Origin of the sequence: Streptomyces lasalocidi (assembly GCF_005280215.1) — a bacterium.
GTDB lineage: Bacteria > Actinomycetota > Actinomycetes > Streptomycetales > Streptomycetaceae > Streptomyces > Streptomyces longwoodensis.
Genome location: NZ_SZNQ01000001.1, coordinates 993,991 through 1,008,746 on the forward strand (window position 1 = coordinate 993,991; position 14,756 = coordinate 1,008,746).

At 75.0% G+C, this 14,756-nt stretch carries 12 protein-coding genes; 5 read left to right on the top strand and 7 right to left on the bottom strand.

All coding sequences use genetic code 11. The features are described 5' to 3' along the window. Window positions 1-70: 70 nt before the first annotated feature. From E4U91_RS04265 to E4U91_RS04285, 5 genes are all read right to left on the bottom strand, one after another. The gene (locus E4U91_RS04265; RefSeq protein ID WP_137305296.1) at window positions 71-871 is read right to left on the bottom strand and encodes a 3-hydroxybutyrate dehydrogenase; all 801 of its coding nucleotides are present in this window, start codon (window positions 869-871) and stop codon (window positions 71-73) included. A 54-nt stretch (window positions 872-925) separates the two neighbouring features. After that, window positions 926-1,405 (bottom strand): NUDIX hydrolase, encoded by a 480-nt coding sequence (locus E4U91_RS04270; protein ID WP_137305297.1) that lies wholly within the window; start codon window positions 1,403-1,405, stop codon window positions 926-928. Between the two features lie 9 nt (window positions 1,406-1,414). Continuing rightward, window positions 1,415-3,019, bottom strand: a complete 1,605-nt coding sequence (gene lnt / locus E4U91_RS04275; protein WP_137305298.1) for an apolipoprotein N-acyltransferase — start codon at window positions 3,017-3,019, stop codon at window positions 1,415-1,417. Window positions 3,020-3,092: 73 nt separating this feature from the next. Then, window positions 3,093-3,641 carry a hypothetical protein gene (locus tag E4U91_RS04280; protein ID WP_137305299.1) on the bottom strand — a complete coding sequence of 183 codons (549 nt, stop codon included), beginning with the start codon at window positions 3,639-3,641 and terminating at the stop codon, window positions 3,093-3,095. A 93-nt stretch (window positions 3,642-3,734) separates the two neighbouring features. Further along, the gene (locus E4U91_RS04285; protein ID WP_137305300.1) at window positions 3,735-4,520 is read right to left on the bottom strand and encodes a glutamate racemase; all 786 of its coding nucleotides are present in this window, start codon (window positions 4,518-4,520) and stop codon (window positions 3,735-3,737) included. A 57-nt stretch (window positions 4,521-4,577) separates the two neighbouring features. Here E4U91_RS04285 and E4U91_RS04290 point away from each other — a divergent pair, with 57 nt between their 5' ends. After that, on the top strand, window positions 4,578-5,753 hold the full coding sequence (locus E4U91_RS04290; RefSeq protein ID WP_137305301.1) for a glycosyltransferase: 1,176 nt from the start codon (window positions 4,578-4,580) through the stop codon (window positions 5,751-5,753). 3 nt (window positions 5,754-5,756) lie between these two features. Here the strand turns inward: E4U91_RS04290 and E4U91_RS04295 are convergent, their stop codons facing one another. Further along, entirely contained in the window at window positions 5,757-7,055 is a 1,299-nt protein-coding gene (locus E4U91_RS04295) for a TerD family protein (RefSeq protein WP_137310660.1), read from the bottom strand. Between the two features lie 323 nt (window positions 7,056-7,378). On the opposite strand from E4U91_RS04295, the gene E4U91_RS04300 reads away from it, so the two are divergent. The 4 genes from E4U91_RS04300 to E4U91_RS04315 all read left to right on the top strand — a co-directional run bounded on the left by E4U91_RS04300 (window position 7,379) and on the right by E4U91_RS04315 (window position 12,132). Beyond that, window positions 7,379-7,837: a DUF6643 family protein gene (locus tag E4U91_RS04300; RefSeq protein ID WP_137305302.1), complete on the top strand. Its 459-nt coding sequence runs from the start codon at window positions 7,379-7,381 to the stop codon at window positions 7,835-7,837. A 42-nt stretch (window positions 7,838-7,879) separates the two neighbouring features. Further along, entirely contained in the window at window positions 7,880-8,704 is an 825-nt protein-coding gene (locus tag E4U91_RS04305; RefSeq protein ID WP_137305303.1) for an MOSC domain-containing protein, read from the top strand. 227 nt (window positions 8,705-8,931) lie between these two features. Beyond that, window positions 8,932-9,537 carry an Rv1733c family protein gene (locus tag E4U91_RS04310; protein ID WP_137305304.1) on the top strand — a complete coding sequence of 202 codons (606 nt, stop codon included), beginning with the start codon at window positions 8,932-8,934 and terminating at the stop codon, window positions 9,535-9,537. Between the two features lie 150 nt (window positions 9,538-9,687). Beyond that, window positions 9,688-12,132 (top strand): right-handed parallel beta-helix repeat-containing protein, encoded by a 2,445-nt coding sequence (locus E4U91_RS04315; RefSeq protein WP_137305305.1) that lies wholly within the window; start codon window positions 9,688-9,690, stop codon window positions 12,130-12,132. Window positions 12,133-12,159: 27 nt separating this feature from the next. Here E4U91_RS04315 and E4U91_RS04320 read toward each other — a convergent pair whose 3' ends face one another. Beyond that, window positions 12,160-14,637, bottom strand: a complete 2,478-nt coding sequence (locus E4U91_RS04320) for a lipase family protein (protein WP_137305306.1) — start codon at window positions 14,635-14,637, stop codon at window positions 12,160-12,162. Between the last annotated feature and the right edge of the window lie 119 nt (window positions 14,638-14,756).

A 14,756-nucleotide genomic window follows, 5' to 3' on the forward strand; every position in this document is an offset into this window, starting at 1 on the left:
CACAGGATTCCCCATGGCCGTCCCGCGCCGTCAGCCCTGTGGAAAACTCCGGATGCCATGGGGCCGGGGGTCAGTGCGCGGTCCAGCCGCCGTCGAGGACGAGCGACGTGCCGGTCATGAAGGACGCCTGCGGGCTGCACAGGTAGGCCACGGCCTCGGCGACCTCCTCGGGTTCGATCAGCCGCTTCACGGCGCTGTCCTGGAGCAGCACCTCGGTCAGGACGCGCTCCTCGGGGACGCCGTGGGCCTGCGCCTGGTCGGCGAGCTGCCGGGCGACCAGCGGGGTGCGGACGTAGCCGGGGTTGACGCAGTTGGAGGTGACGCCGTGCGGGGCCCCTTCCAGGGCGGCGGTCTTGGACAGTCCCTCCAGGCCGTGCTTGGCGGCGACGTACGCCCCTTTGTAGGCCGAGGCGCGCAGTCCGTGCACGGAGGAGATGTTGACGATGCGGCCCCAGCCCTGTCCGTACATGTGCGGCAGGGCGCCGCGGATGAGTCGGAAGGGGGCCTCCAGCATCACGGTGAGCACGGTGTGGAAGACGTCCGGCGGGAACTCCTGCAGGGGCCGCACCAGTTGCAGCCCGGCGTTGTTGACCAGCACGTCGGTGCCGTGGGCGGCCAGTTCCGCGGCGTCCAGGTCGGTCAGGTCCAGGACGTGCGGCTCGACGGTGCCCGGCAGGTGGGCGGCGTCCTCGGCGAGTGCCTCGACTCCCCGCGCGTCGCGGTCGACGGCGCGTACCTTCGCCCCGGCGGCCGCGAGCCGCAGCGCGCAGGCGCGGCCGATGCCGCCGGCGGCGCCGGTGACGAGCGCGGTACGGCCGCCGAGGTCGAGCATGGGGGCGTGAGGGCCGGGGACGGCGTGGGGCGAGGTCATGCTTCGACCCTAGGCACCACTCCGCCCCCGCCACATGTGGGCGCCGCCTATATCTCAGAAAGGACTAGTGGGGTCGAACCATGTGGGTGCGTCGGACAGGGCCTGCTTGATCCGGGTCAGCCCGAACTCGTTCAGCTCGGGCAGCGCGTCCACCGCGAACCAGCCCACCTCCAGCGACTCGTCGTCGTTGACCCGAGCCTCACCGCCCACGGCGCGGCAGCGCAGGGTGATGTCCATGAACTGGCAGACGTCGCCGTTCTCGTACGTCACCGGGGTCAGGGCCTGCACCAGGACCACCCGCTCGACGACGCAGCGCACCGCCGTCTCCTCGTGGACCTCGCGCACCGCGCAGGCGGCGGGCTGCTCGCCGGGCTCCGGGATGCCGCCGATCACCGACCACTTGCGCGTGTCGGTGCGGCGGTTCAGCAGCACACGGCCCTCGTCGTCGAAGACGAGGGCCGTGACACCGGGCAGCCACAGCAGCTGCCGTCCGGCCGAGGCCCGCAGGGTACGGATGAAGTCGGGAGTCGCCATGCCCCGACCCTAACGGGACCGCCGCCCCCGCAGGCCGGCGCCGACCGCCCAGCCGACGCCGCCCGCGGCGATCAGCACCAGGAGCACCTCCGGCAGGATGCCCAGCCGGGTCGCGGGGGTCTCGGAGGAGCGCAGGGGCACCTCCTGGACCAGGGAGTCCGCCACGAACATGCCGGTCCGCTGCGTGATCCTGCCGTCCGGCATGATGATCGCGCTGACCCCGCTGGTGACCGGCACCGTGACCGTGCGGCTGTGCTCGACGGCGCGCACGCGGGACATGGCGAGCTGCTGGTAGGTCATCTCGCTGCGGTCGAACGTGGCGTTGTTGCTCGGCACGGAGATCATCTGGGCGCCGTGGGTGACGGTGTCGCGCACGGCCCAGTCGAAGGCGGCCTCGTAGCAGGTGGCGAGCCCCACCTCGGTGCCGTCGAGGTCGAACACCCCGGGCCTGCTGCCCCGGCTGAAGTCCTCACGGACCATCGTGGTCCAGTTCTCATTGATCGCGCCGAGGAGCGAGCGCAGCGGGAGGTACTCGCCGAACGGCTGCACCTGGCGCTTGTCGTAGGTCTGGGTGGGGCCCTTGACCGGGTCCCACAGAATCTGCTCGTTGTAGAGCTTGCCGTCGCGCTCGACGACGCCGCCGACCGAGATGGGCGCGCCGATCGCCTTGGCCGCCTTGTCGATCACGGCGGCCGCGTCGGCGTAGGCGAAGGGGTCGATGTCGGAGGAGTTCTCCGGCCAGAGCACGAAGTCGGGCCGGGCCACCTCGCCCGCCGCGACCCGGGCGGCCAGCCGTTCCGTCTCGCGCGCGTGGTAGTCGAGCACGGCCCGGCGCTGGGCGTTGAACTCCAGGCCGAGGCGCGGGACGTTGCCCTGGATGACCGCGACCGTCGCGGTGCCGTCCTCCGCCCGGTCGCTGACCAGGGGACGCGCCGCGAGGGCGCCCACCACGGGCACGGCCACGCCGAGCAGGGCGACGGCGGCGGCCGACCGGCTCACCTCGCGCGTGCGGCGCTTGTCCAGGGCGAGGCGGACGGCCTCGTACAGCGCGAACCCGCACAGGACGACGGCGAAGCCGAGGACCGGGGTGCCGCCCACCGCGGCGAGCGGCAGGAACACGCCGTCCGCCTGGCCGAAGGCGATCTTGCCCCAGGGGAAGCCGCCGAACGGCACCCGCGCGCGGACCGCCTCTCCGGCGGTCCACAGCGCCGCCGCCCACAGCGGCCAGGCGGGGAGCCGGGACACGGCCGCCACGCCCACGCCGACCAGGGCGACGAGGACCGCCTCGACGGCGACCAGGGCGAGCCAGGGTCCGGGGCCGACCTCGACGCCGGTCCACACCAGCAGCGGCAGCAGGAAGCCCAGCCCGAAGAGGTAGCCGAGTCCGAGGGCCGCTTTCCAGCCACGGCCGCGCAGCGCCCAGCCGAACAGGGCGAACGCCGGCAGGGCCAGCCACCACAGGGTGCGCGGCGGGAAGCTGACGTAGAGCAGCACTCCGGAGAGCGCCGCGACGGCGGCCGGGACGAGACGCAGCAGCCGGGCGGTGCCCGAAGGCCGCGTGGCCTGGGGCTCCAGCTGGTCCGACGGGCCGACGGGAGGTGCGGAGACGGTCACTCCGGGAGTGTACGGCGGTGGACGCCGGCGCCGACAGCGCAGCCCGATCGCCCTCCCGGCCGGTGCGGTCGCCTCAGTGCGCCGCCGTGCCCGTCGCCCCGCTGCGCAGGCGGGCGCGGATGGCGCCGACCGCGGCCTCCGCGTCGTCGACGGTGATGGTGAAGGTGTGGCCGTCCCACAGCCGCAGCACCACGCCCTCGCCCCGCCGCACCACGACGGCCGTGCCCTGGTGCGGGCGCCAGCGGTAACCCCAGCCGCCCCAGTGGCGCGGGGTCACGTGTGGCTCGAACTCGGCCCCGGCGACGTGCGTCAGCGGGATGCGGCGGCGCGGTACGCCGATGTGGCCGCAGCGCACCTCGACGCACTCCTTGTCGAGCTTGAGGTCGACGTGGACGAAGGCGAGGGTGCCGAAGATGACCAGCAGTCCGGCGGCGATGCAGCCGACGACGGACATGACGAGGGGGGCGACGCCGGACGTCCAGGCGGAGTCCACGGCGAGCTGGATGCCGAGCGCCAGGAAGGCGGCGCCGGCGAGCGCGAGCAGCCACTGGAACCGGTTGGTGGCCCGCCCGGTCCAGACGTCGGGGTGGGGGTGCTGCATGCCGTGGAGGTGGTCCCGCATGGCTATGAGGTTACTCAGGTTTCGCTGCGCCGGTAGGTCGTGGCGGAGCGTGACTGCGCCGACCGGCCGACGGTCCGCGCCGGTGACCCGCGGTCAGGAGGCGGGGCTCACCGTGCGCAGCAGCCGGCCCTCGGCGTAGGCCAGGGCGGGCTCGGGCAGGGCGCCCTCGCGGCCGCTGAGCAGCACCGTCACCGTGCCGGTGACCGGAGCGCCCGGGGCGGGGTCGGCGCCGAGGCGGCGCAGGGCCTGCGCGGCGACCGCGCCGGCGGAGCCGTGCAGGACGAGCGGGGGCGTGCCGGGCTGCTGCACGGCGGTGCGGATGCGCTCGGCGACCAGTTCGTAGTGGGTGCAGCCGAGCACGACGGTGGTCACCTCGTCGGGGGTCAGCGCGGCGGCCGCGGCGACGGCCGCGTCGATCGCGGACTCGTCCGCGTGTTCGACGGCCTCGGCCAGTCCCCAGCAGGGCACCTCGGTGACGCTCACGCCGTCGGCGAAGTCCCGGATGAGGTCGCGCTGGTAAGGGCTGCCCGTGGTGGCGGGGGTGGCCCAGATGGCGACGGGGCCACCGCCGGCCGCGGCCGGCTTGATCGCCGGGACGGTGCCGACGACGGGCACCGCGGGCTCGAGGCGGGCGCGCAGCGTGGGCAGGGCGTGCACGGTGGCGGTGTTGCAGCCGACGATCAGGGCGTCGGGCCGGTGGGCGGCGGCCGCCTCGGCGACGGCCAGGGCCCGCGCGGTGAGGTCCTGCGGGGTGCGCGGTCCCCAGGGCATGCCGTCCGGGTCCAGGGAGAGCACGAGATCGGCGTCGGGTCGCAGGCGCCGTACCGCGGCGGTGGCCGCCAGCAGCCCGATTCCGGAGTCCATGAGCGCGATCTTCACCCGGCCACGATAGACGATGGGCGCCGGCCGCCCGGTCCGGTGGGGCAGACTGCGGCCGTGAGCGCCTTCGTGTGGATCGCCGTGGTGTCCCTCGCCGCGTGGGTGTGGCTCCTGCTGTGCCAGGCCTTTTTCTGGCGGACCGACGTCCGGCTGCCGCCCGGCGGGGAGCCGGAGCGCTGGCCGTCGGTGTGCGTGGTCGTCCCCGCGCGCGACGAGGCCGCCGTCCTGCCGGACAGCCTGCCGTCGCTGCTCGCCCAGGACTACCCCGGCCGGGCGGAGGTCTTCCTCGTCGACGACGGCAGTATCGACGGCACCGGGGAGCTGGCCCGGGAGCTGGCGCGCCGCTGCGGCGGGTTGCCGTTGACCGTGACCTCGCCGGGTGAGCCGCCGACCGGCTGGACCGGCAAGCTGTGGGCGGTGCGGCACGGCATCGGTCTGGCACGCGCGCGTGAGCCCGAGTACCTGCTGCTCACGGACGCCGACATCGCGCACGCGCCCGACAGTCTGCGCGCGCTGGTCGCGGCGGCGGGCGCGGGCGGCTTCGACGTGGTGTCGCAGATGGCGCGGCTGCGGGTGGAGAGCCTGTGGGAGCGGCTGGTGGTGCCGGCCTTCGTCTACTTCTTCGCCCAGCTGTACCCGTTCCGCCGGATCGCCCGGCGCGGCTCGCGCACGGCGGCCGCGGCGGGCGGCTGCGTCCTGGTGCGCGCCGGGACGGTCGAGCGGGCCCGGATCCCGGACGCGATCCGGCACGCGGTGATCGACGACGTGGCGCTGGCCCGCGCGGTGAAGGGCGGCGGCGGGCACATCTGGCTGGGGCTGGCCGACCGGGTGGACAGCGTGCGTCCGTACCCGCGGCTGCACGACCTGTGGCGGATGGTGTCGCGCAGCGCCTACGCGCAGCTGCGGCACAGCCCGCTGGTCCTGCTCGGCACCGTCCTCGGCCTGGCCCTGGTGTACCTGGTGCCGCCGCTCGCGCTCCTCGCCGGGCTGGTGGCCGGTGACGCGGTGACGGCGGCGGCGGGGGGCCTGGCGTGGCTGGTGATGACGGGCACGTACGCGCCGATGCTCCGCTACTACCGGCAGCCGCTGTGGCCGGCTCCGCTGCTGCCGTTCACCGCGTTCCTCTACCTGCTGATGACGGTGGACTCGGCGGTGCAGCACTACCGCGGGCGCGGCGCGGCCTGGAAGGGCCGCACCTACGCCCGACCGGACGCCGTCACCGAGGAGGGCTGAGCCCTACTTGCGGCCGGGCGTCCAGTTCATGCCCCAGCCGTAGGCGCGGTCGACGGTGCGCTGCGGGCTGACCCCGCGCTCGGGCACCAGGTAGCGGGCCTCGCGCTGGACGACCAGGTCGCCGCCCTGGTTGCTGATCAGGGCGAGGGCGCACACGGTCGACGGGACGGTGCACTCGTCGAGGGAGAAGTCGATCGCGGCGCCGAACTGCGGCTGCAGGGTCACCGTGGCGTGCAGGTCTGCGAAGGACCGGGCGCCCTCGTAGATGGTCACGAAGACGAGGATGCGCCGGAAGTCCTGGCGGTGGTCGAGGTTGACGGTGAGGTTCTCGCCGCTCGCCACGGCGCCGGTGCGGTCGTCGCCGTCGAGGTGGATGTACGGCGGCAGGTGCAGGGAGCCGAAGGCGTTGCCGAGGGCCTGCACCACGCCCTTGCTGCCGTCGGCGAGTTCGAACAGGGCGCACAGGTCGAGGTCGAGGTCGTTGTGCATCGCGACGGCCCGCCCGCGCTTGGCACCCCAGCCGGAGAACTGCTTGCGCACCTCCCAGTTGAGGTTCACGCGCAGGGCGCCGGAGGTGCCGCCCTGCTTGGTGAGCGACACCGAGGGCGTGGCCTTGGTGAGCGTGACCTTGGAGAGGCGGACCGGCGGGGCGGGCGGGGGCGGCGGGGCGTTGTGGACGGGCGGCGGGACGGTGACCGGCGGGGCGGGCACCGGCGCGGGCGGGGGCGGTGCCACCGGCGGGCGCGGGGCCGTGACGGGGGCCGGCGGGGGCGTCGCGTGCTGCGGCTCGTCGACCGTGATGCCGAAGTCGGTGGCCAGCCCCTCGAGTCCGCTGTCGTACCCCTGGCCGACGGCGCGGAACTTCCAGGCGCCCTGGCGGCGGTAGAACTCGCCGAGCACGAACGCCGTCTCGACGGTGGCGCCGGTGCTGTCGAAGCGGGCGACCACGCCGCCCTGCGCCGCGTCGCGGACCTCGACGGCGAGATCGGGGACCTGTCCGAAGGTGCCGCCGTCGGAGGAGGCGGCGAGGACGATCCGCTCCACCGCGGGCTCCACGCGCGCGAGGTCGACGAGGAGCGTGTCGGTCGTCCGGCCGCCGGCGGGACGCTTGCCCTCGTGGCGCACGGCACCGGAGGAGTGCGCGGGCTGGTTGTAGAAGACGAAGTCCCCGTCGGAGCGGACCTTGCCGCCGGCCAGCAGCAGGGCCGAGACGTCCGCGTCGGGGACGCCGGGCCCGGACCGCCAGCCCACCTCGACCCGCAGGGCCGCCGTCGGCACCGGCGTGTTCGACCCCTTCGGCATTGACATGTCCGCCCCCTCGTCTGCATCGGCGTGCGCGTTCCCGCGCCCACGACTGTGTCCACCGGCCAACCTATGCGGTGCCCGGCCGAACTCCCATGCATGGGACGCGAAGGAGGGGGCAGAAGGGCGAAGGAGGCCATGGACGTCCGGCCCCGACCGCCGGTAACCGGCCGGGAACTCGGCTTTTACCGGATGCGGCCCGCGTTGGCCGCCCTTTTTCGCCGCGTTCGCTCGCATTGGGGACAGCGGGTTGTTACCGACACGGAAAACAACCCTCTTATCGGTCTCCCCAACCAGCACATCGTGGGCTTAACTTATGTGCCATGACCTCCCCCCGCTCCACCTATGGCGGCGGCTTTTACTCCTCCGCCTCCTTCCCGGACACCCCGATCTACGACTCGCTCGTGGCCGAGCGGGGCACCCCGCAGATCGCCCCGATCCGGGTCCCCGCCGCGTACGACACGGGCAGCAGCCTGCCCGCGCTGCCCTCGGCGCTGCCCGCCCTCCCGGCGGCCCCGTCCTACGGCAGTTCCTACGGCTCCTACGGCTCCTACGGGTATCCGCAGGCGCCGCAGCCCGCCCCGCTCCAGCAGGCGCCCGCGGCCTACATCCCGCAGCAGGCCACCGCGCCGCGCGGCTACCCGGGACCGCAGGCCCAGCCGCAGCAGCCGCGGCCGGCCGCGCCGGGCATGGGGTACGACGCGATGCGTCCGGCCGCCCCGCGGCCCGCGCCCGCGCCCTACCAGGACCCGTACAACAACCAGCAGTACCGGGGCTACTGAGCCCGCTCCCCACGGGCCGGTGCCACCTGGCACGATGAGCCCATGGGGAACGCGAAGCTGCAGTCGATCCACGTCCATCCGGTCAAGGCGTTCCGGGGCCTGGCGCCCCGGGAGGCCGACGTGGAGCCCTGGGGACTGGCCGGGGACCGACGCTGGACACTGATCGACGACGGGGGAAAGGTCGTCACCCAGCGTCGGCACCCGCACGTCGCCCTGGCCGCCGCCGAGCTCCTGCCCGGCGGCGGCCTCCGGCTGTCCGCGCCCGGCCGGCCGGCACTGGACGTCGCGGTGCCCGAGCCGGTCGGCACGGTCACGGTCGAGATCTTCCGCGACAAGGTGGAGGGCGTCCTCGCCGACGCCGCCGCGCACGCGTGGTGCAGCGCCCACCTCGGCGAGAGCGTCCGGCTGGTGCACATGGACGACCCGGCCACGCGCCGACCCGTCGACCCGGAGTTCGCGCTGCCCGGCGAGACCGTCAGCTTCGCCGACGGCTACCCGCTGCTCGTCACCACCACCGCGTCCCTCGACGCCCTCAACGCGCTGATCGCGCAGGGCGATCACGCCGAGGAGGGCCCGCTGCCGATGAACCGGTTCCGGCCGAGCGTCGTCGTGACGGGCACCGAGCCCTGGGCCGAGGACGGCTGGTCCCGGCTGACCATCGGTGACGTGCCCTTCCGCGTCGCCAAGAGCTGCGGCCGGTGCGTGGTGACGACCACCGACCAGGTCACGGCGGCGCGCGGCACCGAGCCGCTGCGCACGCTGGGCCGCCACCGCCGGGTGGACGGCAAGCTGGTGTTCGGACAGAACCTGGTCCCGCTGTCCCGGGGCACCATCCGGGTCGGCGATCCCGTCGAGGTCCTGGACTGACCCACGGCGTCCCCTGCTCCCCTGCACCCCTTCCCGCTCCTCCCTCCCGCACCTCACCCGCTCGTGCCCCGTCGGCCGGGAACCCTCTTGCGGCTCCGCGTCGTTGGGGATGTCGTGAGACGTTCGTGAGAGGGCCGGGCGGCGAGTGATGTCGCTCTCTCTTCGGCCGCCGGGCGGGCGAACGGCTCCCCGGGGGGTTATCACGGAGCGGGAAGGGGGTGCGGGACGTGCGAGCGATCGGCGGGCTCTGGCGCTGGCGGCACAATCCGCTGCGCCGCACGACGGACCTGGTCGAGGCATGGGTGGCGCTGTCGGCCCTGCTGCTGGTCCTCCTGGCGGCGCCCGTCGCGGGCTGTCTCCTCGGGGCCACCGCCCAGGGCGCGTTGCAGGACGCGGTGCGCCGGCAGCAGTCGTCCCGGCACGAGGTGACGGCCACGGTGGTGCGCGAGCTGGACGACGCGACGCTGGGCATCGACCCCGAGGCGGCCTCCGGGCGGGACGCCCACAGCCGGGTCCTCGCCGACTGGACCGCTCCCGACGGCACGCCGCGGCACGGCGCGGTGATCGCCGACCTCGGCAAGCCGCGCGCCGGGGACCACTTCCGGCTGTGGACCGACCGGCGGGGCCGGGTCACGGCCCGTCCCCTGGACCCGGCGACGGCGACCACGCACGCGGTGCTGGCCGGCGTCGGCGGGGCGCTCCTCACCGCCGGCACCGTGGAGGCGGTCAGACGCCTGATCGTCTGGCGCCTGGTCCGGCGCCGGTACGCACGGTGGGACCAGGCGTGGAGCAAGGTCGGACCGGACTGGGGCCGGACCGGTACCGGCAGTTGACGGCCTTCCGCCTCCGGTCAACCCACCGTCCCCGCGCACGCTACGGTGGACCGGCCGAGGCTTTCGGCATCGACCCGCGCATCAGGGAGCCCCAGGGCGCCCCGGGGGCGACGAGCCATCAGTACGACGAGGTGGGGGCGCAGCAACGCCATGGCACAGGGCACGGTCCAGGTGACGCACACCGGCACATCGCGGTGGCGCCGCCGCACGGGTGAGTACGCATCGCTCGCCGCCGCCCTGGAGGCCGCGGCGGACGGCGACGTGCTCACCATCGCCCCGGGCACCTACCGGGAGAACCTCGTGGTGCAGCGGGCGGTGACGTTGCGCGGGCCGGACGGCTCCCCCGGGTCGGTGCGCCTCGCGCCCGTGGACGGCGTGCCGTTGACGGTGCGGGCCTCGGCCGTGGTGCAGGACCTGCACATCGAGGGGCAGGACGCGGCCGCGCCCGCGCTGCTCGTCGAGGAGGGCACGCCCGAGCTGACGGACCTGCGGATCGTCACGCGGTCCGCGGCCGGTATCGAGGTGCGCGGCAGCGCCCGCCCCACGGTCCGCCGCTGCACCGTCGACAACCCGGCGGGTCTCGGGATCGCCGTGCTCGACGGCGGTGGCGGTGTGTTCGAGGAGTGCGAGGTGGTCGCGGCCGGGCAGGCCGGCGTCGCGGTGCGCGGCGGCGGGCACCCCCGCCTGGACCGCTGCCGGGTGCACCACGCGTCCGGTACGGGTCTGAGCGCGACCGGCGACAACTCCGCGCTGGAGGCGGTCGGCTGTGAGATCTACGAGGTGCGGGGCAGCGGTGTCCAGGTCACCGGCCGGGCCACCGCCCACCTGACCGACTGCGACGTGCACCGCACCGACGCGGACGGCGTCACCCTGGACACCGACGCGGTGCTCACGCTCGCCGACTGCCGCATCCACGACATCCCGGAGAACGCCATCGACCTGCGCTCGCGGTCGGTGCTGACGCTGACGCGCACGACGGTGCGCCAGTTCGGGCGCAACGGGCTGTCGGTGTGGGACCCCGGCACGCGCGTGGACGCCCACCAGTGCGAGATCTTCGACAGCACCGGCGACTACCCGGCCGTCTGGGTCAGCGACGGCGCCACGGCCGTGCTGGACTCCTGCCGGGTCCACGACGTGCCGGACGCGCTGTTCGTCCTGGACCGCGGTTCGCGCGCGGACGTCGTCGACAGCGACCTGTCGCAGGTGCGCAACACCGCGGTGTCGGTCAGCGACGGCGCGACCGCCCAGCTCGACGACTGCCGGATCCGGGACGCGGCCACGGGCGCGTGGTTCCGCGACCACGGCAGCGGCGGCACCCTGAACAACTGCACGGTGGACGGCACCCAGACCGGTGTGATCGTCACCAAGGGCGCCGACCCCACCGTCGAGCGGTGCACGGTCGACTCCCCCGCCGAGGCCGGCTTCTACGTGTCGGCCGGCGGCCGGGGCAGCTTCCTCAACTGCCGGGTGACCAACAGCGGCGGCTACGGCTTCCACGTGATAGACGGCTGCCGTACGACGCTCAGACGGTGCCGCACGGAGCGCTGCGCGCGCGGGGGCTACGAGTTCGCGGACGCCGGAGCGGACGCGACGCCCGGTTCGGGTCCGGTGGTCGAGGACTGCAGCAGCGACGAGAGCGCGGGGCTGCGCCCGACGCCGCCGCCGGTCGCGGAGACCGCGGTGCAGACGGGGGGCGGGTCGCCGGGGCTGCTCGGTGCCGTCCCGGAGCAGCGCGTGACCGTTCCCGGGCCCCTGGCGGACGTGCCGGAGCCGGAGAAGCCGGTCCGCACCTCGCAGGACGTGCTGGGTGAACTCGACGCGCTGGTGGGCCTGGAGAGCGTCAAGCGCGAGGTGCGGGCGCTGACCGACATGATCGAGGTGGGCCGGCGCCGGCAGCAGGCGGGCCTGAAGGCCGCCTCGGTCAAGCGGCACCTGGTCTTCACCGGCTCCCCCGGCACCGGCAAGACGACGGTGGCCCGGCTGTACGGCGAGATCCTCGCCTCCCTCGGGGTGCTGGAGAAGGGGCACCTGGTCGAGGTGTCCCGGGTGGACCTGGTCGGCGAGCACATCGGCTCCACGGCGATCCGCACCCAGGAGGCGTTCGAACGGGCGCGCGGCGGCGTGCTGTTCATCGACGAGGCGTACGCCCTCTCCCCCGAGGACGCCGGGCGTGACTTCGGCAAGGAGGCCATCGACACGCTGGTGAAGCTGATGGAGGACCACCGCGAGTCGGTCGTGGTGATCGTCGCCGGCTACACCGCCGAGATGGAGCGCTTCCTGTCGGTCAACCCCGGTGTGGCGTCGCGGTTCTCGCGCACCATCACCTTCGGCGACTACGGCCCCGAGGAGCTGCTGCGGATCGTGGAGCAGCAGGCGGAGGAGCACGAGTACCGGCCGGCGCCCGGCACCCCGGAGGCCCTGCTGAAGTACTTCACCGCGCTCCCGAAGGGCCCGGCGTTCGGCAACGGCCGCACCGCGCGCCAGACGTTCGAGGCGATGGTGGAGCGCCACGCCAGCCGGGTCGCCCAGGTGGCCGAGCCCAGCACGGACGACCTGACCCTGCTGTTCCCGGAGGACCTGCCCGAACTCCCGTAGCACGCGCGTGTGTCGGTCCCGCCGTCCTCAACTCGCGCCCGGTTGGCGGGGTTCGGGCAGGGGCAGCAGGCGGCCCAGCAGCAGGGCGCGTTCCTCCGCGAAGGCCGGGTCCGCCTGGTAGTCGGAGTGGCCCAGCAGGGGCGCGGGCAGCGGGTGGCGGGCCGTGCGGCCGTACTCCAGCGGGTCCTTCAGCGGCGCGCGGTCCACGGCGGGGCCGCAGGTGCCCGGCAGCCGGACGGGGCCGCCGATGGGGTCGGTGAGCCGGTAGAGGTTGCGCCAGCAGTCGACGTCCTGGTGCAGGGCGCTGAGCGCGGCCGGCCCGAAGTGGGCGGGGAACCAGCGGCCGTAGAGGCGCTCGATGGGCGAGCCGTAGGTCAGCAGCCCGACACGCGCCCGGTCCCGCGGCTCCAGTTGCCAGGCGGCGGCCGCCGCCAGGACGCTGCCCTGGGAGTGCCCCGAGATCACCAGCCGGCCGCCGGTCTCGCGGGTCCAGGTGGCCATCCGCCACGTCAGGTCGGGCACCGCGCGCTCGGCGTAGCAGGGTGGCGCGAAGGGGTGGGCGGCGCGCGGCCAGAAGGTGCCGACGTCCCAGAGGATGCCGATGGTGCGCCGGGCGGAAGGGTCCTTGTAGGCGCGGCGCCCCCAGGTGACGAAGAGCAGGAAGCCGAGTCCTATCAGCCAGGAGCCGAGCGCCTGCGCGGTCTGGGCGGCGCCGTGGACGAAGGGGTAGGTCCCCTCGGTGGCCCGGCCGGGGGTCCGCCCGGTGGCCAGCGCCCCGACGATCGCCCCGGCGCCCAGCAGCAGCGTGCTGATCGCGGTGACGCCCACGAGGAGCGGCGCGCGGTCGGTGAGGGGTGCCATGGCCCGGGCCCGGGCGATGGTGCCGGTGCGGCCGGGGTCACCGCCGTCGGCGATGCCGTAGGCGCGGCGCACCTCGGCGCGTTCGGCGCGGGCGCGGTGCCAGGTGGCGCGGCCGAGCAGCGCGGCCAGCGTGAGGAGCACCAGCAGGACCAGTGGGATCACGGACGCCTGCCAGGTCAGCAGGGCGGGCGGGCCGTCGAAGGAGCTCTGCGTGCCGTCCAGCCAGTCGGCGACCCGCTGCGCCACCCCGCCGGACATCACGGCCCCGAGGGCGCAGGCCAGCATGGCGACGGCGGGGCCGCCGAGCCCGTACAGGGCGACGCGGCCGCGGGTGGTGGGGGCCTCGTCGGGGGCGGTCGCGCCGCCCTCCGGGGCCGGCTCCGCGCCCTGTGGTGTTCCTGCCCGGGCACCGGCCCCTGCTGCGGGACCGCCCGTGCCGCCGTCGCAGCAGTCACGCCCGCTCCGCTGCTCCGGGGCCGCCCCTCCCCCCGCCGCTGCCCGGTGCAGCAGGGCCGCGACCAGTGCCAGGGCCAGCACGGTCAGGCCCTGGCCGAGGGCGAGGGCGCCGAAGGTGGTGTCGCCGGGGAGGCGGTCGGCGTCGTGCCAGCCGGGGCGGGACCAGCCTGCGTACACGGTGGTCAGGCCGAGCAGGACGAGCGTGGCGAGCGGCAGACGCCGTACCAGGTGGGCGTCCAGGGCGCGGTCGAGGCGGTGTTCGCTGCGGCCCCGGCGGCACACCACCCACACGACGGCGGCCGCGCCGCCGACGAGCGCCGCCACCAGGCACCAGCCCAGCGCGTCGAGCAGGGCCGGGCCGCCCGGCCGGCGGTCCTCGCGGGCCGCGGCGGTGCCGACGGCCGCGGCGACGGTCAGCAGGCCGGCCGCGGTGTGGGCGGCCCGCAGCCGGGCCACCAGCCGGCGGCCGTACCAGAAGCCGGGCCGGCCCAGCGCGGTCGGCCCCGGCTGGTGCTCGGCCTCCGGCGCGCGGGTCAGCGGCTCGCGGGACTCGTACGCCCGCCAGGTGCGGTGGGACAGGTACCACAGCAGGACGGTGAGGGCGGTCGGGACGAGCGCGGCCAGGGCGAGCCGGCGGCCCGGCATGCTCCACCAGCCGCCGTGGGAGAGCGCCGGGGACAGGAAGCCCAGCCAGGTGTGCCGCTCGGCGCACGCGCGCGTGCCGGCGCACTGCCAGGCCGTCAGGTCCAGGGCGACCTCGCAGGCGGCGGCGACGAGCAGCACGGTGAGGGTGAGTCCGGCGAGGCGGACCAGCAGCCCGTACAGCCGGACCAGGCGGGTGTGCTCGTGGGCCGGCGGGCGCATCCAGTGGGCGAGGTTGACGACCATGAAGGGCAGCAGGAGCAGCCACAGGGCGCGGCTGCCGTTGCCGGAGGTCAGGTTGCACCAGACGTACGCCTCGGGGACGGGCCGGTCCGGGGCGCCGCCGGGGCCGTTCTCGGCGTCGACGTCGTCCGCGCGCCGGTGGACGGCGGCCGTGTCGTCGCCGGTGATCCGCACGGTCCGCGGATCGCCGAGCATCTGCTCGGGCGTGGTCCCGCCCACTCCGTGGACGAGGAGTTCAAGGGCCGCGCCCGGTCGGGCGGGCCGGGCGGGGCGGGCGGCCCCGTCGGAAAGGACGTCTTCCACTGCTGCCACTTCCCCCGTGACGCGCCGTCGGGATGGCTCCGTGCGGACATCAAGGATGTCGCTTCGTGCCCCGTCGCGCACGCGTCGTCACCGAATCTCCTCCGATCCGCGGACCGGTG